At 64.1% G+C, this 21,358-nt stretch carries 16 protein-coding genes and 1 pseudogene; 9 read left to right on the top strand and 8 right to left on the bottom strand.

The annotated features are described in order from the left end of the window. Together GY769_02450 and GY769_02455 are read left to right on the top strand one after the other, a co-directional pair. On the top strand, positions 1–1,452 hold a 1,452-nt coding region (locus GY769_02450; protein ID MCP4200781.1), incomplete at its 5' end, for an AMP-binding protein. A gap of 46 nt (positions 1,453–1,498) precedes the next feature. Then, entirely contained in the window at positions 1,499–2,785 is a 1,287-nt protein-coding gene (locus GY769_02455; GenBank protein MCP4200782.1) for a nucleotidyltransferase family protein, read from the top strand. 68 nt (positions 2,786–2,853) lie between these two features. Here GY769_02455 and GY769_02460 read toward each other — a convergent pair whose 3' ends face one another. The 3 genes from GY769_02460 to GY769_02470 form a co-directional block, all read right to left on the bottom strand. Further along, entirely contained in the window at positions 2,854–4,467 is a 1,614-nt protein-coding gene (locus tag GY769_02460) for a NupC/NupG family nucleoside CNT transporter (protein ID MCP4200783.1), read from the bottom strand. 75 nt (positions 4,468–4,542) lie between these two features. Next, complete coding sequence (locus GY769_02465; protein ID MCP4200784.1) at positions 4,543–5,817, bottom strand: ABC transporter permease; 1,275 nt, start codon at positions 5,815–5,817, stop codon at positions 4,543–4,545. Further along, positions 5,814–6,755: an ATP-binding cassette domain-containing protein gene (locus GY769_02470; GenBank protein ID MCP4200785.1), complete on the bottom strand. Its 942-nt coding sequence runs from the start codon at positions 6,753–6,755 to the stop codon at positions 5,814–5,816. Before GY769_02470 ends, GY769_02465 begins: the two co-directional genes overlap by 4 nt. 162 nt (positions 6,756–6,917) lie before the next feature. Here GY769_02470 and GY769_02475 point away from each other — a divergent pair, with 162 nt between their 5' ends. The 3 genes from GY769_02475 to GY769_02485 are packed head-to-tail and all read left to right on the top strand — an operon-like array spanning position 6,918 to position 11,488. Continuing rightward, positions 6,918–9,047 carry a TonB-dependent receptor gene (locus GY769_02475; protein MCP4200786.1) on the top strand — a complete coding sequence of 710 codons (2,130 nt, stop codon included), beginning with the start codon at positions 6,918–6,920 and terminating at the stop codon, positions 9,045–9,047. Between the two features lie 42 nt (positions 9,048–9,089). Next, a complete protein-coding gene (locus GY769_02480; GenBank protein MCP4200787.1) occupies positions 9,090–10,256 on the top strand; it encodes a hypothetical protein in 1,167 nt (388 codons plus the stop codon). Further along, positions 10,253–11,488 carry a DUF1015 domain-containing protein gene (locus tag GY769_02485; protein MCP4200788.1) on the top strand — a complete coding sequence of 412 codons (1,236 nt, stop codon included), beginning with the start codon at positions 10,253–10,255 and terminating at the stop codon, positions 11,486–11,488. Before GY769_02480 ends, GY769_02485 begins: the two co-directional genes overlap by 4 nt. A 97-nt stretch (positions 11,489–11,585) precedes the next feature. On the opposite strand, the pseudogene GY769_02490 reads toward GY769_02485, so the two are convergent. Further along, a pseudogene (locus GY769_02490) lies at positions 11,586–12,233 on the bottom strand (alpha/beta hydrolase). A gap of 138 nt (positions 12,234–12,371) precedes the next feature. Between GY769_02490 and GY769_02495 the strand changes: the two are divergent. From GY769_02495 to GY769_02505, 3 genes are read left to right on the top strand one after another with little or no spacing between them, the layout of a single operon-like run. After that, complete coding sequence (locus GY769_02495) at positions 12,372–15,221, top strand: hypothetical protein (protein MCP4200789.1); 2,850 nt, start codon at positions 12,372–12,374, stop codon at positions 15,219–15,221. Continuing rightward, entirely contained in the window at positions 15,218–15,643 is a 426-nt protein-coding gene (locus GY769_02500) for a cyclic nucleotide-binding domain-containing protein (GenBank protein ID MCP4200790.1), read from the top strand. Before GY769_02495 ends, GY769_02500 begins: the two co-directional genes overlap by 4 nt. After that, the gene (locus GY769_02505) at positions 15,640–17,829 is read left to right on the top strand and encodes a hypothetical protein (protein MCP4200791.1); all 2,190 of its coding nucleotides are present in this window, start codon (positions 15,640–15,642) and stop codon (positions 17,827–17,829) included. The genes GY769_02500 and GY769_02505 overlap by 4 nt, the downstream gene beginning before the upstream one ends. Before the next feature lie 21 nt (positions 17,830–17,850). Here the strand turns inward: GY769_02505 and GY769_02510 are convergent, their stop codons facing one another. Continuing rightward, positions 17,851–18,534: a class II aldolase/adducin family protein gene (locus GY769_02510; protein ID MCP4200792.1), complete on the bottom strand. Its 684-nt coding sequence runs from the start codon at positions 18,532–18,534 to the stop codon at positions 17,851–17,853. A 20-nt stretch (positions 18,535–18,554) separates the two neighbouring features. Beyond that, a complete protein-coding gene (locus GY769_02515; GenBank protein ID MCP4200793.1) occupies positions 18,555–19,535 on the bottom strand; it encodes a malate dehydrogenase in 981 nt (326 codons plus the stop codon). A 112-nt stretch (positions 19,536–19,647) separates the two neighbouring features. Here GY769_02515 and GY769_02520 point away from each other — a divergent pair, with 112 nt between their 5' ends. Beyond that, a complete protein-coding gene (locus GY769_02520; protein MCP4200794.1) occupies positions 19,648–20,052 on the top strand; it encodes a hypothetical protein in 405 nt (134 codons plus the stop codon). A 63-nt stretch (positions 20,053–20,115) separates the two neighbouring features. On the opposite strand, the gene GY769_02525 is transcribed toward GY769_02520, so the two are convergent. Further along, a complete protein-coding gene (locus GY769_02525) occupies positions 20,116–20,571 on the bottom strand; it encodes an MOSC domain-containing protein (protein ID MCP4200795.1) in 456 nt (151 codons plus the stop codon). Continuing rightward, a complete protein-coding gene (locus GY769_02530) occupies positions 20,568–21,338 on the bottom strand; it encodes a hypothetical protein (protein MCP4200796.1) in 771 nt (256 codons plus the stop codon). The genes GY769_02525 and GY769_02530 overlap by 4 nt, the downstream gene beginning before the upstream one ends. Positions 21,339–21,358 lie beyond the last annotated feature (20 nt).

Genomic DNA, 21,358 nt, shown 5'->3' on the forward strand with positions numbered 1-21,358 from the left:
GTGGCCGTGGTCGAAAACGCCCAGCAGCTCGAGAAGTTCTTGGCGATCCGCGATCGCCTGCCCGGGCTCCGCGGCATCGTATTGATGGAAGGCGAGGCCGATATCGAGGGAGTGCTGAGCTGGGACCAGCTCCTGGCCTTGGGAGAGTCCGTGCCCGAGGCGCGGCTCGAGGTTCGTATCGCCGCTCAGCAACCCGACGATCTCGCCACATTGATCTACACCTCGGGAACGACCGGGCCGCCCAAAGCGGTGATGCTGTCTCACCACAACATGATCTGGACCGCCCAGGCGGTGGTCGAGGCGCTCTTCTTGAAAGCTGAAGATCAGTTCATCAGCTATTTGCCGCTCAGCCACATCGCCGAGCAGATGATCTCTTTGCACGGGCCGATGCAGGTAGGGGCCTGCACCTGGTTCGCCGAGAGCCTGGAGAAGCTTCCCGAGAATCTGCGTGAGGTTCGCCCCCATGTCTTCTTCGCCGTGCCGCGGGTCTGGGAGAAGTTCCAGGCGGCGATCATGGCGGCCGGCGCCGATTCGAAGGGCCTGAAGAAGAGGATCGCGGCCTGGGCTCGAAGGAAAGGCCTCGAAGGCGGCTACGCCGCGCAGCGCGGCGACAAGCTGCCGGCATTCTATGGACTGGCGGAGAAGCTCGTCTTTTCCAAGGTGCGCGAGAAACTGGGCTTCGATCGAGCCCGGATCTGCGCTTGCTCGGCGGCGCCGATCACGCTCGACACGCTCGAGTTCTTTCTTTCGCTCGGGATCCCGATCCTCGAGGTCTACGGCATGAGCGAGGTGACCGGACCGGGGACCCTCTCGAGACCCGACAAGCTGCGCACCGGCCGCGCGGGATTCGCATTTCCGGGAGTCGAGGTCAAGATCGCCGACGACGGCGAGATCCTGATGCGCGGGCCGCATGTGTTTCTTGGCTATTACAAGGACGATGAGGCCACCCGGGCGACGCTTGATGAGGACGGCTGGATTCACTCGGGTGACATCGGTGACATCGACGAAGACGGTTTCGTCAAAGTCACCGACCGCAAGAAGGAGCTCATCATTACCTCGGGTGGTAAGAACATCGCGCCTGCCCCGATCGAGGCTCAGTTCAAGTCGATTCCCGGCGTGGCGGCCGCGGCGGTCATTGGTGACAGCCGCAACTACCTGACCGCGCTGGTGACTTTGGATCCCGAGCGGCTGCCCCCGGCAGCCAGGGCCGCGGGAAGTCCGGCTCGCGACATTGCCGCGGCGGCCCAGTGCGCGCTCTTCACGCGCTGGATCGAAGAGCAGGTGGACAGATCCGTCAACGCCACGCTGTCTCGGGTGCAGCAGATCAAACGCATCCGGCTGCTGCCCGAGCAATTCACGATCGAGGGTGGGGAGCTGACGCCGACCATGAAGCTCAAGCGGCGCGTGGTTCAGTCGAAGTACGAGCGCGAGATCGAAGCGCTTTACTCGTGAGAAGCGAGGCTTCCCCGGTTTCGACCGACCGCGGGGTATCGTCGACATGACGCTCGAAGCCGATGCGGTTCTATGGCTGAGGACAGCGGTGGCCACGTGGTTCGGGCCAACCGATACGGGCTCTGGCGACCAAGACGGTCGACACGGGGGTCGACCGCTACAGAACGGAGGGCCGCAGGACATCACCGGCCTGAACGGCGCGGCCGTGGGACAGCGGCTCGGGCACGCCCCCCTCGCGCTCTCCGAGCCCGCGGACTGGCCGGCCATTCAGCGCGCCGCCGGTCGCCACAATCTCGAGCCGCTGCTGTTCGACCTCGTCGAACGGGGCGAGGTGTCGGTGCCGCGCGAAACCCGAGATATCTGGGAAGGCCAGTACTATCGCAATCAGATCTTCAATCACGCGCTGTTCGAGACTCTGGCCGCGCTGCTCGCGGCCGCCGAGGAGAACGGAGCGAACGTCATCGTCCTCAAGGGGCCGGTTTCGATCGCACGCCGCCTGCGAGACCCCGGTCTTCGGGTGATGGTGGATCTGGATCTGCTCTGCCGCCAGGTCGATCTTGCCGTGCTTGCCGAGATCGCCTTGGACCTGGGGTTTCGAGCCGTAGGTGAAAACGCGACCTATCATCTCGCCTTTCAGCATCCCGAGCTCGGAGCGGGCTTGGAGCTTCATTTTGATCTCTACGAGGCAGTAGCCGAGCGCCGTAAGTTCCTGGAGCAGGTGATCAACGGGGCAGAGGTCCTGGAGGTGGACGGAGTTTCTTTTCTGGCGCCGTCTCTGCCGGCCGAGGTCGTGCTTCAGTTGGCTCATTTGCTCAACCACGATTACCGGGCGGATCTTCGGCATTGGCTGGACTTCGCGCTGGCGTGTGCAGACGCCGCCCCGAGGCAGCCGGAAGTCCGCCGACTGCTTCGTCTTTCGGACCTCGAGCCCGAGTACTCTGAGGCCGTGGCGATTACGAGCGAGCTCTTCGAGATCGATCCAGGGGCTCGAGGCCGGAAGGTCGAGCCTGAGATCTTCAGTGGAATCGAGGCGGGCTTGCTGGATCTAAGGGACGATCGCGCCTTTCTAGCCGGCGCCAGGGTGCACTCGAGCTGGTGGGCTCGCGCCCGCTACGCCGCCCGGCTTGTGGTGCCGTCACCGGGTCGCTGGCGAGCTCTCTCCGTGTCGGAAGACAGCGGAGTCGGCACGGCGCTTTTCCGCCACTTGAGTCGGGTGCTCAGACGAGGGCGAACCAAGGTGAAGCGAAGAGCCGACAGCGCGGCGCCCGCGGACTCTCCGCGCGCTCGGCTCTTTCGGCGCAGAAAGGGAGGAAGAAGGGGACACAATACGTAATTCGAGTTCTCGGATAAGTGCCCCACTCGGAAGGGTTGCTCGAATTACGTATTGTGTCCCCTTTTTCCTCAGGGGATCAGGATCCCGGCCAGGGTGGCGGTGATCCAGGAGGCGATCGCGCCGCCGATCATCGCTTTGAGACCGACTCGCGCCAGGTCCGACCGGCGGCTGGGCGCGATGGCTGAGATGCCACCGATCTGGATACCGATCGAGGAGAAATTGGCGAAGCCGCAGAGCGCGTAGGTCGAGATGATCTTGGCGCGCTCGGAGATGGCCTCCTCGGTGATGTAGTTGCCGAGTTGGCCATAGGCGACGAACTCGTTGAGCGAGAGCTTGATGCCCAGCAGGTTGCCGACCTGATCGGCGTCGGCCCACGGCACACCCATGACCCAGGCGAGCGGACGGAGCAGCGTGCCGAAGAGCGTCTGCAGCGAGCCGGGGAAGTAGCCCGCAAACTCCTGGGTCACCGGCGACAGGCCGCCGCTCGAGTAAGTGACGAGCGCCCCGTGCAGAAGCCGGCCGTCGATGAGTGAGTCCATCCAGTTGAGAACCACGTCGACGACCGCGATCAACGCGATGAAACCGAGAAGCATGGCGCCGACGTTGACCGCCAGCTTGAGACCGTCGCTGATTCCGCTCGAAGCGGCCTCAATGAGATTGCTGCCGCTGTCGATCTCCGGCATACTGACGTCGCCTGCCGTCTGCGAGTGTTCGGTTTCAGGATAGATGATCTTGCCGACGACCAGGGCAGCCGGGGCAGACATGACGCTAGCGGCGATCAAGTGACCGGCCGGCACCCCAAAAGCGATATAGCCGGCGAGCACACCGCCGGCAATCGTGGCGAATCCGCCGACCATGATGGTCAGTAGCTCGGACTTGGTCATTGCCTCTAGGAAGGGACGGATCAAAAGCGGTGCTTCGGTCTGGCCGACAAAGATGTTGGCCGAGCAGGACAGGGTTTCGGCGCCGCTGGTTCCCAGGGTCCAGCGCATGAAGTGCGCCATCGCCTCGACAACCTTTTGCACGATGCCCAGGTAATAGAGCACCGCCATGAAGCCACCGAAGAAGATGATCGTCGGCAGGACCTTGAAGCCGAACAGGAAGCCGAAGCCCTTCCAACCTCCATCGACGCCGTAGTAGGCGGGATCGGCCAGGTTGCCGAACAGAAAGCGGGCGCCATAGTCCGACAGGTTCAGAAAACCCGCGACCGAGCCGCTCAAGGACGAGAAGATCGTCTCCCCGTTCAGGCCCCGCGATACCAGGTAGCCGACACCGGCGGCTACGAAAAAGGTGGATGCCAGAGTCTGTGCCTTCGGAACCAAGCTCCAGCGCGCATTGACGAGCAGGAAGGCGACTGTCGCCAGCAGCAGCCAACCCATGGCGGCCGGCACGAAACGAGCCAGTATGGCCGCGATCGTGGCCACGAGCACCAACGAGCCGGCAACCTGGCCCCAATGGCCGCCTTCGGCCTTGCGGCTCAACAGATAGACGCCGATCACGGTGCCCAGCACCGCCATGCCCACGAAACTCCAGTAGTCGTCGCGCAGGATGATGACCGCGAACAGAAACTGGAGACCCAGGCCCCAGGCTACGGTGCGCAGTTTGACCTTGCTCCGATGCTCGGAGATGGCCCATGCGATCCCCAAGAGCACGGCAAGGCCGAGAAAGCTGACAAATTGCACTGAGGCCTCCTTCTTGTGAAGTCGCGTGATTGTACATCGGGGACACGATTCCTTCGTGTCCCCTCCCGACCCCGATTACGCGTAGCGGATCCAGCGCCAGAGCTCGCGAAAGGTGGGCTTCTTGCCGTACATGAGAATGCCGACCCGGTAGACGCGAGCCGAGAGCCACATCATGCCGAAACAGGCGGCCACGGTCAGCGCGTAGCCGAGCAGAATCTGCCACAGCGGTGGCATCTTAGTGGCGATTCGAAGCATCATCAACGACGGCGTAAACGGCGGGATCAATGAGGTCACCACCGCTAGAGTCGAGTCCGGATCGTTCAGGATCGGCATGAAGAAGATCCAGGGCAACACGATAAACACGACGGCGAGGCTCGCCAGCTGCTGGGCTTCCTGCGGGTTGTTGAAGGCCGAGCCGACCATGGCGTAGAACGACGAGTAAAGGAAATAGCCGAGCAAGAACAGCAGGATGAAGTTGACGCCGATGGCTACGGTAATGGTGGGCAGGTTCACCCCCTCCGGCAGCAAAGAGCCCGCGACCAGCAGACCCGGTGCGGTCAGCAAGATCGCGGTCAGCAGCCAGATCGAGAGTTGGGTCAAGCCGATCAAGCCGATGCCGATGAGCTTGCCCCCGAGGAGCTCGATCGGTTTGACCGAGGACACCAGGACTTCGACCACCCGGGAGCTCTTCTCGTCCAACACTCCGAGCATCACCTGCTGGCCATAGATGAGAGTGGTCGTATAGAGGATGATGAACAGACCGACCGCAAGTGCGAATCCCGCGAAGCCGCCACCTTCCCGGCTTCCATCGGCCGCCACTTTGACGGTCTCGAGGTCGATCGAGCCGCTCAGCTCTTCGATGGCCGTTGCGTCGAAGCCCGCTCGGGCGAACCGTTCGCGGCGGGCCACGCGTGAAAGAGCGCGCTCGAGCGCGCTCTGAGTGATGAAGTTCGAGAGGCTCTCGGCGTGATACTCGACCAGGCCGTCCTCGAGTGCGTCGGCTTCGATCCAGAGCCAGGCGTCGATCTCCTGAGCGAGCGCTCGCCGGTCCAGGTCGTCCCGAAGCTCCTCGTGAGGTGTCGAGGCTTCGACCAGCTCGAGGTCGAAGAAGACCCGGTCTCCGGTGCGCTCGGCGATTCCGGCCAGCTCATCGGAAAGTCTCGATGCCAGGGTTCCGGTGAGATCGACCACGGCGAGTCGATGATCGGCTTTGGTCTTCGACAGGATGAGCGACGGCAGGATGGCCCAGGCCGCCATGAGCACCGGCAGTGCGATGGTTGAGATCCAGAAGCCCTTGCTCCGGATCCGCGCCGCGTATTCGCGCTTGGCGATGATCGCCGTGCCGCTCATTCCTGGCCGGACTCCGCCTCGTCGGGACCTCTAGCTTTGTCGTCACCGACGGTGGCGATGAAGATCTCCTCGAGCGAAGGCTCCTCGGAGCGAAACTCCCTCACTTCCAGGTTTTCGACCAGCGCTCGCAGGATCTCGGCGGGTCGGGCCTCCTCGCTGAGCAGCAGGCGGACGTAGCCGTCGAGCACCAGGTGACTTTCGATGCCCTGGATCGCGGATAGCCGGGCGAGATCTCCGGAGGCGACCAGGCGATAGGCGAGACCGCCGTAGCGGCTCTTGATCTCGGCCATACCCCCTGAGAGGATGACTCGCCCGCCGGAGATGAGAGCCAGCGCATCACACAGCTTCTCGGCCTGCTCCATGACGTGGGTGGAGAACAGAACGGTCTTCCCGCGCTCCCGGTACTCGGCGAGGACATCCTTGAACAGCCCCTGGTTGATAGGGTCCAGGCCCGAGAACGGCTCGTCGAGGATGACGATCTCGGGGTCGTGCAGAAGCGTGCCGACGAGTTGGACCTTTTGCTGCATGCCCTTGGAAAGCTCTTCCACCTTCTGCCTGATCTGGCCGGCGAGCCCCACCCGGGCGAGCCAGTCTTCGATCTTCGGTCCGCTCTGTCTCTTGCCCACGCCGTGAAGCTCACCCAGAAACACGAGGTGATCGAACACCGACATCTTGCGGTAGAGGCCCCGCTCTTCGGGCAGGTAACCGACCCGCTTGAGGTCCGCGCGCGAGCGCGGGCGCCCGAAAAAGCGCACCTCACCGGTATCCGGCGCCATGATGTCCATCATCATTCGGATGGTCGTCGTCTTACCGGCGCCGTTGGGTCCCAGGAGGCCGAAGACCGCGCCCCCGGGGATTCGCAGGGACAGGTCGCGAACGGCGACGAAGTCACCATACGCCTTGCGCAGGCTCACCAGTTCGATCGAGTTGTTCGTCATGGAGTTCGGTGGGTTTGGCTCAGGTTCCGGGCCGCCGGCCATGGAGGCAGATCGTACCGCACAGGTTCACTCGGGACGGCCTGTCGTAACAACCTGCGCACGAAGATACTGGCCGCCGCTGGCTACTTGCTTCTGGCGTCGGTCGGTCTATACGCGGAGACGGTGGCCGGCACGGTCACCGACCTCGGCGGAGGTCCGGTGGAGGACGCGGAGGTACGCGCCGACGGTGCCGCCAAGGGTGTTCGCACCGACCAGCGTGGGCGCTTTGCTCTTCCGGTTGAGCCACCGGTGGTGCTGGAGGTGGGTCATCCCGGCTTCGAGACCCATCGTCTCGAGTTCGACGCGCTCCCGGATCGACCGTTGGAGATCGTCCTCGCGCCTCGCAGGGGAGTGGTGCGGGAGGAGATCGCGGTTTCGGCCAACAGGAGTCAGGGCAGCTACTCGCCCCAGAGCACCGCCGCTTCCGTTCTGACTCCCGAAGCTTCGGCCGGACTGCCGAGTGCGGTGGCCGAGTTGGTAGCCGAGGTTCCAGGCGTCTCCCAGAACGGCCAGGGCGGTTTGTTCCAGACCTTTTCGGTCCGGGGCGTTTCGCGGCAGAGGGTGCTGACCCTGGTCGAGGGCATGCGTATCGTCAGCGAGCGGCGAGCTGGGGTATCGGCATCGTTCCTCGATCCCCTGCTCATTGGATCGGTGGAGGTCGTCCGCGGACCGTCCTCCACCTACTGGGGCTCTGGAGCGCTTGGCGGAGTCGTGCAGCTGTTCCCCCGCCGTTTCTCGGATCTCTCGGTTGTGACCGGATACTCGACCGAGGGGGATGAGCGCTTCGTGCGGGCAGGATACGGCGCCGATCCGGACAGTGAGCCGGGCCAGGGAAGATGGAGCTGGGGCATCTCCGGGCGGCAGGCCGGGTTCGGCAAGACACCCGGTGGCGATCCGCTCCTCTCCGGATTCGAACAGCTATCCGCCACGTTTGCGCGCCGCTGGTCGGGCGATCGGATGACCTACGACGCGCTGGTTCTGGCGTCGACCGGGAGCGACATCGGCAAGGCCAGCACCGATTTTCCAGACCGAGCCACCACCTATCCTTCCGAGGCGCATACCCTCTTCCGTTTCGCCGCGAGTCACGAGAGCGGTTGGCGATTCGAGGCCTATGCCCATCCCAACGAGCTCGAGACCCGGGTCGAATCTCTCGGGGAGAGCGTGAGCACGGTCGACAACCGCGCCCTGGACTGGGGCGTTGATTTTCAGCGTGAGCTGCGATTCTCGAAGCGAAGGACCCTGCGTTGGGGCGTCGATCTGTTTGCTCGGCACGATGTGAGGTCGCGAGAGCAGGTGCGAGACCCGAGCGGTCGAGTCCTGGTCGAGCAGCAGACGCTGTCGAACGCCTCGGAGCAGGAGCTGGGCGTCTACGGAGCGATCGAGACCGTGATCGGGAACCAGGGTAACCGGGGCAGCCAGGGCAGCAAGGATGGTCAGGGTCGCCGGGGTGTCACCCTGCTCGCGGGCGGGCGATTGGCGCTTCAGAGCCAGCGCAATTCCGGCTTCGAGAGCGTCGATGATTCGGCGATTACGGCGTTTCTAGGCGCGGTGGTGCCGTTGTCAGAGGGCTTCGACCTGACCGCCAATCTCGGCACCGGACTGCGGTTCCCGTCGATCTCGGAGCGTTTCTTCACCGGCACGACGGGCCGTGGCTTTGTGACCGGCAATCCGGATCTCGAGCCCGAAGGCTCCGTGAGCGCCGACCTGGGATTGCGGTGGACGGGTACCACCCTCTTCGTCACGGGATCCTTGTTTCGGAGCGATATCGACGACTACATCGAGCGGATAGAGGCGGCACCGGATCGGCTCACCTTCGTGAATCTGGCCGCCGGCGAGATTACGGGCGTCGAGATCGAAGGCGCATGGCAAGCCTCGGACCGTTGGAGTCTGTCCTTCGGGGGCCACGCCATGGACGGCGAAGACGACGTGGGCCGGACCCTCGCCGATGTTCCCGCCCATCGCCTCTACGCCGGCTGGAGCCTCGAGGGCGAGCCCGGGCGTCGGCACTGGCGCTGGCGTGCGCGGTGGGAACGGCGTTTCGACAAGACCGACATTGGCAGCGGAGAGAAGGCCGTTCCCGAAGCGGACCTGGTGTCTTCTTCACTTGCCTGGCGCTGGCGGCCCGATCTGGGACTTCGCCTTTCGGCGAGCAACCTCTTGGATGAGGAGTACTTCAACTCGGCCGATCAGAAGGTGCCGTTGTCCGCCGGTCGCTCGGTTTCACTGTCCATGGAGTGGAGCCCCGTGCGCTAGAGGCCTTGCTACTCTTTTTACCTACCCGAGGAGGACGAACCGATGAAGAACCTGAGCCGACTACTCAGCTCACTGACCGTGTTCGGAGCGCTCGCCACGCCGAGTCCGCCGCTTGCCGCAGACGTGGAGCAGTTGCGATTGAATCTCGACAGCCCCGGTTGGGAGCTCTCCGGAGACGATACGGTGGTGGAGGAGCTCGATGGCCAGCTTGCGCTTCGGCTCAAGTCCGGCAAGGCGACCTATCGAGGACTCGAGTTCCTCGACGGCACGATCGAGTTCGACCTGCAGGTGACCAAGCACCGTTCGTTCGCCTATATCTACTTTCGGATGGAAGACGACGACGAGCACGAAGAGATCTACTTCCGATCGCACAAGACGCTCTTGCCGGACGCCGTGCAGTACACGCCGGTGTACAAGGGGCGCAGTCAGTGGCAGCTCTACCACGCTGCCGGGTCGACCGCCGCGGCTCCTCTTCCGGCCCGCGAGTGGATTCCGGTGAAGCTGGTCGTCAAGGGCTCTCAGGCGGCGATCTTCGTTGGATCGAGCGACGAGCCCCAGCTGGTCGTGCCCCGGCTCGCGCGAGACCCGAAGCCGGGCTTCTTGGCTCTGCGCTCGTTCATGACGTTTGGCACGCCCGCGGATACCTATGTGGCGAACTTCGCGAACGTCGTCGTGCGCCCTGGAGAGGTCGACTACGCGTTTCCGGCTCAGGAGACGGTTGCGCCGGACCCGGGTTGGGTCGGGAGCTGGCAGGTATCTCGGACCTTTGCGCCCGGAGAGGGCCTCGTGCTCGAGATTCCGGCCGAGGTCTCGACGAGCTCCGAGTGGCAAACGGTGCCGGCCGACAGAAACGGCCTGCTCGAGCTGGAACGCTATGTCGAGCGGCCCGGTAACATTCGCAGGGCCGCGGTTCTCGCTCGGCTTTCGATCACGGCCGACAGGGCAAAGACCCAGCGTCTGGATCTCGGATTCAGCGACGAGGTCAGCGTCTTTCTCAACGGCCGGCTGCTGGTTGCCGACGACGAGAGCTACAGTTTCAACTTCCCCCGCCGGCAGGGACTTCTTACCGCCGGCCAGCTTTCGGTCTTTCTGCCGCTCGTGGAGGGAGCGAACGATCTCCTGCTCGTCGTCACCGACAGCTTCGGAGGCTGGGGCCTTTCGGCGAGACTGGAGGAGCGGAACGGCGTGACAGTTGGGGTGCCGGAATGATCACCCTAGAGCCGGTCGGTCGCGCTCTGGTGCCGCGGAGCTCCGAGGCGGCGGTCCGGATCAGCGGGCCCAACTACGACGAGTTTCAGGGTGACCGGGAGATCCGGGAGCTCATCCAATCGAACCCCTCGAGCATCCTGCGCGTGACCATGGCGCACTGCGACACTTCGTCCGAGGACGCCTTTCTCGAGGAGGGATCGGAAGAAGCCCTCCAGCGGTCGGCGTCGAACATGACCGAGCTCATCGAGAGCCCGGACACCCGAGTGGTGGAGTGGATGCTCTGGGTTTACGAGATCGCTCGACCCGGAGTCGAGCCGCGCCAGATCGGTTTGGGCGGGTTGGCCCGCACGGGCGAGATTCGCACCAACGAGACCCCCCACGGTGTGATCATTCGCAACGAAGGTGTCCGGGAACCCAAGGCACGAGGCCGTGCCGACCTGATCGAGCGCACCCGTGCTTACGTGGGCATCGTCAACAACACGGTAGAGGACCGAGACGACATTCTGCTCGGGGCTCTCCGGGAGCATGCCCAGAGTCGCTCCAGCGACTTTGCCGTAGTGGACGAGGAAGGCTGGGCTCACGGCGTCTGGCTGGTGACCGACAAGGAGGAAATCGACTCGTTTCGCGAGCTGCTGGCCGGAGAGCCTTGTGCCTTCGTTGCCGACGGCAATCACCGGAGCGCCGCCGCGGCCATGGTAGGCCGCGGCAGCTTTCTGAGCGTGTTCTTTCCAGCGAAGACGATGGGGATATCGCCCTACAACCGGTTGGTCGAAACGCCGCGCCGTTTCGAGGAGATCCGTCCAGAGCTTGAAATGGCGTTCGAGGTCGAGGCGCTCCGCGGAACTGTCGGCCCCCAGGCTCGGGAAACCCACGAAGTCGGCCTCTACACCGAGGGCCAGTGGTACCGGCTCCAGCCCCGCGCCGGCACCTACGACCCGGCCAACGCGGTCGAGGTCCTAGACGCCGACATTGTCCAGCGCAAGCTCTTCGACGAGATCTTCGGCATCACCGACGCCGCCGACGAGCGGTTACGCTATGTCGGCAGCAACAAGGACGCCGCCTATCTAGTGCGGGAGATTGATGCCGGCAGGAGCCGCTACGTGGTCACGCTGCCCGCCGTTACCATGCCGCAGTTCATCGACGTGTGCCGCCAGAATCGGTTCATGCCACCCAAGTCGACCTGGTTCGAGCCCAAGGTCCGGAGCGGACTGGTGATAGCTCTCTTTGACTGACCGGCTACAGAACCGATTCGTCTTCATTCTGCCCGACCACCGCGTCGGCTTCGCTCTCCTCGAGGACTGCGCCCGCCCAATCGACACAGGCAAGGGCGAGCTCGTCGAGCGCGTCGGTTTGTGACCGACCGCCGCGCTTGAGCATCTTGAAGGAATGATCACCGCCCTCCACGATGTGCATACGAGCTCTCGAGCCGAGCGCGGCGACGACCGGTTCCAGCAGGTCGAGATCGGCGAGACGATCGCGCGTGCCCTGGAGGAAGAGCATGGGGAGATCGATGACTCCGAGGTGCTCGGCACGCTCGACCCCAGGCGTTCCTCCCGGGTGTAGAGGAAAGCCGACGAAGACCAGGCCTCGAACTCCGGGCAGGGATTCCCGAGCGGCGGCGAGCGAGGTCATTCGACCGCCCATCGATTTGCCGCCGGCGAGAAGCGGAAGGTCACCCGCCAGACCGCGAGCAGCCGAAACCGCCGAGCGCACTGTCGCTTGGAGGATCGGACCGTGATCGGGGCGCCGTTTCCCGGCTTCCATGTACGGGAACTGATATCGAAGCGTTGCCATTCGGCGGGCGGCGAGTCGCTGGGCGAGCCCTTCGAGAAAGGGATGCTCCATGCCCGCACCCGCGCCGTGTCCCAGCAACAGCAGGCTGGTCGAGTTGGCCGGTCTGAGCAGGAGCCCGGAGACTTCACCGCGACTTTCGGTGGCGAGGAATGTGATGTTCTGCGACTCGGCGGGAATCGGCATGGAGGCATGGATGATATCGCTGCCGCCGAGCCTCAGGCTTCGAGCTGCCGAGCAAGCCAATGTTGCGCATCGAAACCCAGCTTACCGGTTCGAGTCCGGTGGGACCCTATAATGAAGGATTGAGCCAAGAGACCAGCGGTGGAAGCCAAGTCAGTGCAAGACAGTGAGTCCGCCGGAGCGCGTCGCGGATCGGTGCTGGTGGCGCTATTGCGGGCGACCGGCGTCGACATGCGCCCCGGCGAGTTCCGGGTAGCCGGTCTTCTTTTCTTCGGTTTCTTCTTCTCGCTGATCTTCCAGTATGCGGGCAAGACCGTTCGGCAGGCGTCGTTTCTGGAGACCTTCGGCGCCGAAATGCTGCCGTGGGTTTACCTGCTGGTGCCGCTGGTCTCGTACCCCGGCCTGCGGCTCTATGAAGCGCTGGTGCGGAGATACGCGCCGACCCGCGTACTGGCGCTCACCTGTCTGGGCACTGCTCTCGTGCTGTGTGTCTTCTGGTGGCTCTTCGGCTTCGGCCTTGCCTGGGTTCCTTTCGTCTTCTACCTGTGGGTTACGGTGGCGATCGGGCTCAACCTCAGTCTGGTCTGGGCGGTCGCTAGCGTGGTGTTGGATCCGCGCCAGGCCAAGCGTTTGTTCGGCTTCCTGGGGGCGGGCGCTCTGGTGGGTGGTATCGCCGGCGGCCAGGTCGCCCGGCTGGTTTCGATCTCGTTCGGCGTCCGCGCGACCCTGCTCGCGGCGGCCGCGGCCTTGATCGTGGCTGCGGTCTGCTCGGTGGCCTCCGGTCACCGGGTGAAGATCGCGCCGGTTTCCAGTGGGCGGGAAGATACCGTCGCCGCGGCGGACGGAATCGATGAAGTCCGCCGTTCTCCGCTTCTGCGACACGTCGGGGGTGTGGTCATTCTGTCGATGATCGCCGCCCAGATAGTAGACCTGCAGTTCAACTGGGTCGTTGAGCAAGCGACCTCTGGGTTGTCCAACCGAGCGGCTTTCTTCGGCAATTTCTACAGTGTCATGGGGGTCGCAGCGGCGATCTTTCAGATCTTCTGGACCGCTCGCATCCACCGCTCGCTCGGCGTGGGTTTTGCGCTGCGGGTACTGCCGACGTCTCTCATCGCAGGTACAGCGATGCTCGTCCTGGCGGCGGCGTTCTGGCCGGTGGCCCTGCTGTTTGCCGGTTTGGCATTGAAAGTCGGAGAGAACGGAATCCGCTACTCGCTCGATCAATCCACTCGTGAGCTTCTGTTCGTGCCGGTCCCGCACGGGGCACGGATGCGGGCGAAGGCCGTGATCGACGTGCTCCTCCAGCGTGGTGCGAAAGGACTCGCCGCCTTGCTGCTCCTGCCGGTCGCTTTGGGGTGGTTGTCTCCGGTTCGAGCCGGTTGGCTCAATCTGGCGATTCTGGGACTCTGGCTTCTCTTGCTGCCGGGTCTCTATCGGGAATACGTGCAGGCCTTTAGACGCAGACTGCGCGAGCGGCCACCCGACGGCGTGATGCCGATCGATTTCAGCGACGCCGCGACGCTCGAGATCCTGGTCGAATCGCTCGGCAGCCAAGATCCACGTCAGGTGCTCCATAGCCTGGACCTGCTCGCATCTCACGGCCGCGCCCGGTTGGTACCGCCGCTTCTCGTGTACCACGACGATGCGGAGGTGCGGGAGAGAACGCTCCAGATTCTGGCCAAGGCGAGACGTAGCGATGCCCTGCCGCTGATCGAACGCCGTCTGGGCGACGAGCACCCGGACGTGCGCGCGACCGCGATCCGAGTGCTCGCGGATCTGCAGCATGGCGATATCGGCGAGTTGATGAGGCCCCGCCTGCACGATTCGGACCCCGCGATCCGGGCCGCCGCGATCGCCTGCCTGGCGAGCGCGACCACCGACGAGGTTCCGGCCGGCGCGGCCGAATCGCTCTTTGACTTGCTGAGCGACGCCGAGCCGGAGGCTCGCATTCACGGTGCTCGCTGCCTGGGCGCGATAACCGAGCCCAAGTTTCGCGAGCAGCTGGTCCAACTTCTTTACGACAGCGATTGGCGAGTCGTGAGCGAGGCGATCGGTTCGGTTCGCCGCCGAGTGCTTCGGGACGGCTGGTCTCCGATCTACTTGCCGACGTTGATCAGCCTGCTGCGCAACCGCCGGCTCAAGCACAGCGTCCGTGAAGCGCTGGTCGTGTTTGGCGAGGAGGTGCTGCCGTCGCTGGTGCATTTTCTGAACGATCCGGACGAACAGGTCTGGGTCCGCCGCGCGTTGCCGAACACCATTGCTCAACTCGACTGCGGTGAAGCGCCCCATGAGCTGCTGTCCAACTTGACGCGGCAGCGAGATCCTTTTCTGCGTCGCAAGATGATCGAGGCGCTTTGCGCGGTCAAGGACGGCGTCACGGGTGAGCCGCCGAGCGAGCTTATCGGGGAACAGATCCGGGTCGAGACCAGGCGCTATTTCAAACGCATGGCGGAGCTCACGGCCCTGTCCGGAGGATCGCCGGCGCCGCGCCCCACCGAGCTTCTGGAGGAGCTGCTCGAGTCGAGGGCGGAATCTCATCTCTACAACATCTTCGGTCTGTTGAGCCTGCTGTTTCCCTCCGACCACATATGGGCGGCCTACCGCAGCCTGGGCCTGGGCGAGTCACGGAGCCGGGGCCATGCACTCGAGTACCTCGACAACACCCTCGAAGGCGGCATGCGACGTGACGTGATGGCGGTACTCGACGGGCGCAGTGTGTCGGCACGGTTGGACGACGTCGGTCTCAGGCTGGGCGTAAGAGAAACTTCGAAATCCGAAGTCCTGGGCAGGTGCCTCGAGCCCGACGATCCAGAAGACGCGGATTGGTCCTTCTTCACGGTCGCGGCACTGCTCGCGGTTCATAATGGGGCCGGCGGGTCCGGAACACGGGAAGTTGAAGCCCTGACCCACAACAAGAACGGCTTTGTTGCGGAAACGGCGAACTGGGTCGTGAGCCGAACGCGATCTCGAGCAGGGGAAGTAAGAAGTTGAGTGAGCTCACCAGAATAGAGACCGTTGTCTTTCTGCAGAAGGTAGATTTGTTCTCTGCCTGCACGGCGGAACAGATCTTGCGAATCTCCGGAATTGTGAATCATCGGAGCTTCGAGAGCAGGGAGAAGATCTACCAGGCCAACGATCCCTCCGAATGCATGTACTGCATCGTGGACGGTACCGTTGAAGTCAGCGGGGCGGATTCGCCTGCAATGACGCTCTCGAGCCCGGAGTCCTTCGGCGTCAAGGAGATCCTCAGCGGCCGGTTGCGCGAGCAGGACGCGGTGGCACTGGAGGCGCTACGGGTCCTGACCATCGACGCCGACGATCTCTTCGATCTTCTGGCCAACAACATCGAGATCGTCAAGGCCTTGTTCCGGCGTCTCTTGGATTCGACCGACTCTCGGATGGGCGGGTTGTGAGGAGGCTGACCCGGGCCCTGATCGGCTTCTCTCTCGCGCTGGTTTTTGGCCTGGCTCCCGGCGTTCTTCGGGCCGCGGAGAAGCCGCCGCGGCGGATCGTCGCCGTTGGAGATGTGCACGGGGCCCCGGGTGCCTTTCTGAAGGTTCTTCGGGCCGCCGGGATCGTCGATGACACCGGTGACTGGATCGGCGGCAACGCGATTCTCGTCCAGACCGGCGATCTGACCGATCGCGGGTCCGAAGTGCGGGCGGTGCTCGATCTCATGCGGAACTTGGAGCAATCGGCGCCAGAAAGCGGCGGGCGGGTGGTGTCGTTGCTGGGTAACCACGAGGTTTTCAATCTGATCGGCTACTACGACTACCAGTCGACACCGCTTCCTGTTTTCGCCGAGATCGCCGCGGCATTCGCCGACGAAGGTTCGGAGAGAACCCGCAAAAAGGCCTACAAGCGGTTCTCGAATTGGGCCGAGAGATACGGGGGCTGCGCTCTAACGAACAAGGATGAGTGGATGGCCCGCAATCCCCTCGGCTTCATCGAGTACCAGGAAGCGCTATCGCCGCGCGGTGAGTACGGCCGGTGGTTGCGCGAGAGGCTGGTTGTGGCCAACGTCCAGGACACCTTGTTCGTGCACGGAGGGCTCAGTCCCGAGCTGCTGGAGATGGAGATCAAGTCACTCGACGCGATCAACGCCACGGCCGCTGAGGAGCTGGAGCAGTTCGACCGAGACCACGAATGGCTCGAGCGGGAGGGGATCGTCCTTCCGTTCTCGACTCTGGGTGAGCTCCACTGCGCCATGGCCTACGAGCTGTATCTTCTCGGATCGGGCGAGCTGAGCGACCGGCAGCTCCTGCGCCGGCGACAACTGGAAGACGTCCGAGCTCGGCTTCCCAGTGCTGAAACCTGGCTGCTTCTCGACCCGCGCGGTCCGGTCTGGTTTCGCGGCTACGCCAAGTGGCCCGACGATGGCGCCGAGGTTGCGCTGACGACGATCTTCGAGACCTTCGGAGGCGAGCGCGTGGTGGTCGGCCATACGCCTCAGCCGGGAGCAATCGTGTCCCGCTTCGACGAGCGGATCTTCCTGATCGACACCGCGATGGCATACCCCGAGCTCGAGGGGCGTGCCGCGGCCCTGGAGTTCCGCGGCGACGAGATCTCGGCGATCTACAAGGACGAGCGCATCTTGCTGACCGGAGGAGCTCCGACACAGCCGGAAGGCGCCGACGTCAACGGCGGACCTCCGTTCGAAGAAGACCACGGTCACCCCGCCGCTCCCTACGTCCAAGACGTCGGCGGGGCTGGCGGTCAAGACGAAGATGCCGCCCAAGTCTCGGAGAACCTCAGCTTGGAGCGCGGCTGGCTGGCGCAGGATGGGAGCCCGCTGCCGTTCACCAGCGAGGAGGCTTTACTCGACTTTCTGAAGTCGGCCCGCGTCGTTAAGCAGAAAACGGTGGGCAAGGGGATCACCCGAGCCAAGCGGGTCGTCCTGGAGAAGGACGGGATTCGGGCTCGCGCCGTCTTCCACGACGTTGATTTGACCAAGCGACGTCATCGTCTCGCGAAGGGCGTGGTGATCATGCACTTTCGCGACAGCTACTTCAACAATGTCGCGGCCTACGAGCTCGGCCGCTTGCTTGGTCTCACCAACCTGCCGCCGGCGACGACACGAAGGCTGGGCGCCGCCAAGGGATCGATTCAACTCTGGATCGAGAAAGCCAGAGACGAAGCCCAGCGCCAGGAAAAGGGAGGCGGCTCACTGACGGCAAAGGTGCGTCGCCGCATTGCCGATATGTGGGTCTTTGACAACCTGATCGGCAACACGGACAGGAATCAAGGCAACATGCTGCACGACTCGCGGGGGGAGTTCTGGTGGATCGACCACACTCGCTCTTTCGGCAGCTCGAAGCAGCTGCTCAGCCCCGCGAAGATGAGACGCTGTTCGCGCAGTCTGCTCGAGGCGATTCGAGACCTGGATGAGGAGGAGACGCGCGACCGGCTGCGTCCGTACATCAGCTCCTTCGAGATCAAAGCACTCTTCGCCCGCCGCGAAAAGCTCCTCGAGTATCTGGACGAGCAGATCGCCAGCCGGGGCGAAGATGCCTTTCTGTTCTCCTACGGCGATCTCGACGACGCGGTACAGGTGATCTACCAGCCGAGTGACGTGCCGAAATCCGCCGCGGACGGTTAGCTTACAAGGCCGCCGAAGCGCTCAGGTCCTGCAAAGCTCGGCGCCGGGCCGGCAATCCTGCTCGTAGGCGCGGGCGAGCCAAGTGAGGAGCGCCTGCCCGGCATCCTCGGGTGAGCGGCCGAAGGCGACGATGCCATCCTCGTGGCCTCCCATGGCAAGCACTCGACGCTCGGCGAAGATACCTTCGCGATAAAGTCGCTGGACCTCGCGGGCCATCTCGGGGGTTCCGTAGGGCACGGCGGGCGAGGTCTCCGGGAGTCGCAGCTCCCGGCGCCGGTTCCAGAGCACCGGCGAATGAGCGTGCAGAACGCAACGGATGTGGGGTCCCAGGTCGTAGACCGCTCCGTGGGTCATGGATTCCGACGATGGTGGCGTGAGCCCCCTGCTGACCAGCTGGTTGCGATCGAAATCGTAGCGCTCGACGATGCAGAAATCGTCGAGCCCGATCGAGTGCTTGCCCGAAGTCTGGGTGCCGGTAATGAGAAAGCTGCGCCGCCCCAGCGCCATGCCAGGGCGGCCCAGGCGAACGCTGACATTGCCGTAGCCTGCGCCTTCGTAGCGGGCCCTATCCTGTCCGACTAGACCCGTCAGGGCCAAGATCTCGCGCCAGGCGATCAGAGGGCAGACGATCTCGGCGTACCTGCTGCGCGCGAGCGGCTCCCGGGTGTTCCGGAAGTCGAATTTGATGACGCCTTCTTCGCGCAATGGATCGCCCGGGCGACGTCTCAGGCGAGCAGGTGTTCGACGGCCGCGCGCTCTTCCCTCAGTTCTTTCTCGGTGGCGTCCATGCGCTCGCGACTGAAGTCGTCGATCTCCAGGTCCTGGACGATCCGATACTTGCCTTCGCTGCAGCGGCACGGGACCGAATAGATGACTCCGGGTGCGATGCCGTAGCTGCCGTCGGAGGCTACGGCCATGCTCACCCAGTCGTTCTCTGGAGTGCCGAGTGCCCACGAGTGGATGTGATCGATCGCGGCGGAGGCGGCCGATGCCGCCGAAGAGGCGCCGCGCGCCTTGATGATCTCGGCGCCGCGTTTCTGCACCTTGGGAATGAACTGGTCCCGGTACCAATCGACGTCGATCGAATTGGTTGCCGGCGAGTCGCCGATGAGCGCATGCGAGATGTCCGGATACTGGGTCGCGGAGTGATTACCCCAGATGATCATTCGACTCACGTCACTCACGTGCCGGTCGCTCTTCTGCGCTAGCTGACTCAGGGCGCGGTTGTGGTCGAGACGCGTCATGGCGGTGAACTGCGTCGCGTCCAGGTCAGGCGCGTTCGACTGGGCGATGAGGCAATTCGTATTGGCCGGGTTCCCGACCACCAGAACCCGGATATCCCGCGCGGCGTGGTCATTGATCGCCTTGCCCTGAGGCCCGAAGATCTTGCCGTTCTCGCCCAGAAGGTCGGCGCGTTCCATGCCCGCCGTGCGGGGCTTGGCGCCGACCAGGATGGCGTAGTCGGCGTCGCCAAAGCCCTCGGCGTAGTCCGCCGTGGCGACGATTCCGTCGAGAAGCGGGAAAGCGCCATCCGAAAGCTCCATGACGACGCCATTGAGGGCGTCCAGGGCCGGTGGAATCTCGATCAGCTGCAGGATGACCGGCTGGTCGGGGCCGAGCATGTCCCCTGCCGCGATGCGGAAGCAAAGTTGATAACCGATGTTGCCGGCGGCTCCGGTTACAGCTATGCGGACGGGTTTTTTCATGTTTTTTCCTTTCGGATTGCAGTGCGTGACGTGGCTATCCTGACCGAAAGAGGACGCTTTTGAAAGAGGTCCGGTGTAAGATCCAGGCTCTTTTTTGAAGGAGAGATACGAGATGCCCGATAAGGAAGAAACCAACGCCACCGAGACCCCGGTCGAAGCTAGCGCCGAAGCCACCGCTGAAGCCTCAAAAGACCAGGCTGCGTCCGCAGAACCAGCCGAGGCCGAAGCGGAAGGGCCGGTAGCTCCGGAGGAGCCAATAGCCGAAGCGCCTCCGGAGGAGGCCGGAGCAGAGCCAGAGGCGTCCGAGGCCGCGCCGGCAACCGAGCCGGAGCCTGGTCCGGAAACCGAGAAACCGCCGCCGGCGCAGGCCGCTCCTGACAAGGGCCCGGCCAAGGCGAAGCTCAAGCAGCTCAAGGCCCAGCGCGACGAAGCGCTCAGATCCGGCGACAGGGTCGCACTCAAGCGCGTTCGCGCCAGGATCCGCCGCCAGAAGCGGCGCATGCGCAAGGCGGGCTAATCGGGGACACCATTCCTTGGTGTCCCCTCCCGACTGGTTTTGCCTGCTCTTGGTCTCCCGCGTCTAGTCGGTAGAGAAATCGACCCAGCGGACCTCGTCGCCGAGGTTGATCTCGCCGTCCGTCAGGACCTCGCCGTAGGCGCCGGCCCGCCACTCCGGGTCGAGGGCGTTTTGGAGACCGGGATGGCTTTCTTCCATGCGGCGGCAGGGACGGGTCTCGCCGTGAATGCGAATCTTGACGTCGCCGACACCGAGAGTCTTGCCGCGGCTCTCGACGAGATCGACGCCGCGGACCAGCAGATTGGCTCGGCGGAGAATCGGGTCGGGCTTGCCCTCGACGGCCGCGACCGCGTCGGCCCAGCTCTCGACGCTCACTAGAGTCACCTGGCGCTTGCCGCCCTGATCGGCATTGCTTTCGAGGCCTCTGCCGGTGTGGGCTCGAGCGCTGGGAACCGGGTCCATGGGGCCGCGTTTGGCGCGCTTGATCCAGATGGTCTCGAGGCGGCCGGCTGAGCTCATTCCGGTTCTCCCGCAGGCTCGCCGGTCGCGGCGCGCTCGAGGGTGGTCATGTCGACGGCTTCAGGGCTGTCGAAAACCTCGTCCGGCACCGAGTCGAAGACTGCGATCTCGGTGTGTTGGCCGCGGCCGCGATCGTCGGACAGCAAGATCGATCCGTGTCGACGCCAGTTGCGCCACGGGACCTGAAATCGGGGCTCCTCGTCCGAGGCCTTGGCAAAGAAGTCCCACTGCTCGACGAGGCCGGAGTCCTTGGCCACATAGACCTCGTACTTGTTCTCGGGGGTCCGCCCGACCGCTCGAAAGGTGAGCTCGAGCACGTCGGCATTGCGGCCGTCGAGAAGAGCCCGCTCGCCGACATACTTGAGAGCAACGCCGGTGTCTTTCAACTTGTAGGGCATGAACATCCAGTAGCTGTCGTTGATCCAAGCGGACTCGCCGAGCTCGAGCAGGCCGGCCAAGTCCTCGGCGTCGGTCACCTCCTCGCCGGCGCGCCAGGCGCGGCCCTCTTTGCTGTGAATGTTCATCAGAATCAGGTAGGGCTGCGCGGTTTCCCGGTCGGTCCCCTCGATCCTCACGTCGCCGGTATGGCGGTTCCAGACATGAAACCGGTCACCAAAGAATTTCCAGGTCACGACACGGGTCTCGTCCCAGGCCTGGCGCCCGCCTAGCCGCTCCATGCCCCGGTCGGCAATCGCGATGGCCTCGGCGTCCGGTTCAACGGCGAGAAACCCCTCGGCCGCGAGGTTGTCGGCTGAATCGGCGGGCAATCCATGAACAACCGCGCTGA

The organism is bacterium, assembly GCA_024224155.1.
Lineage (GTDB): Bacteria > Acidobacteriota > Thermoanaerobaculia > Multivoradales > JAHEKO01 > CALZIK01.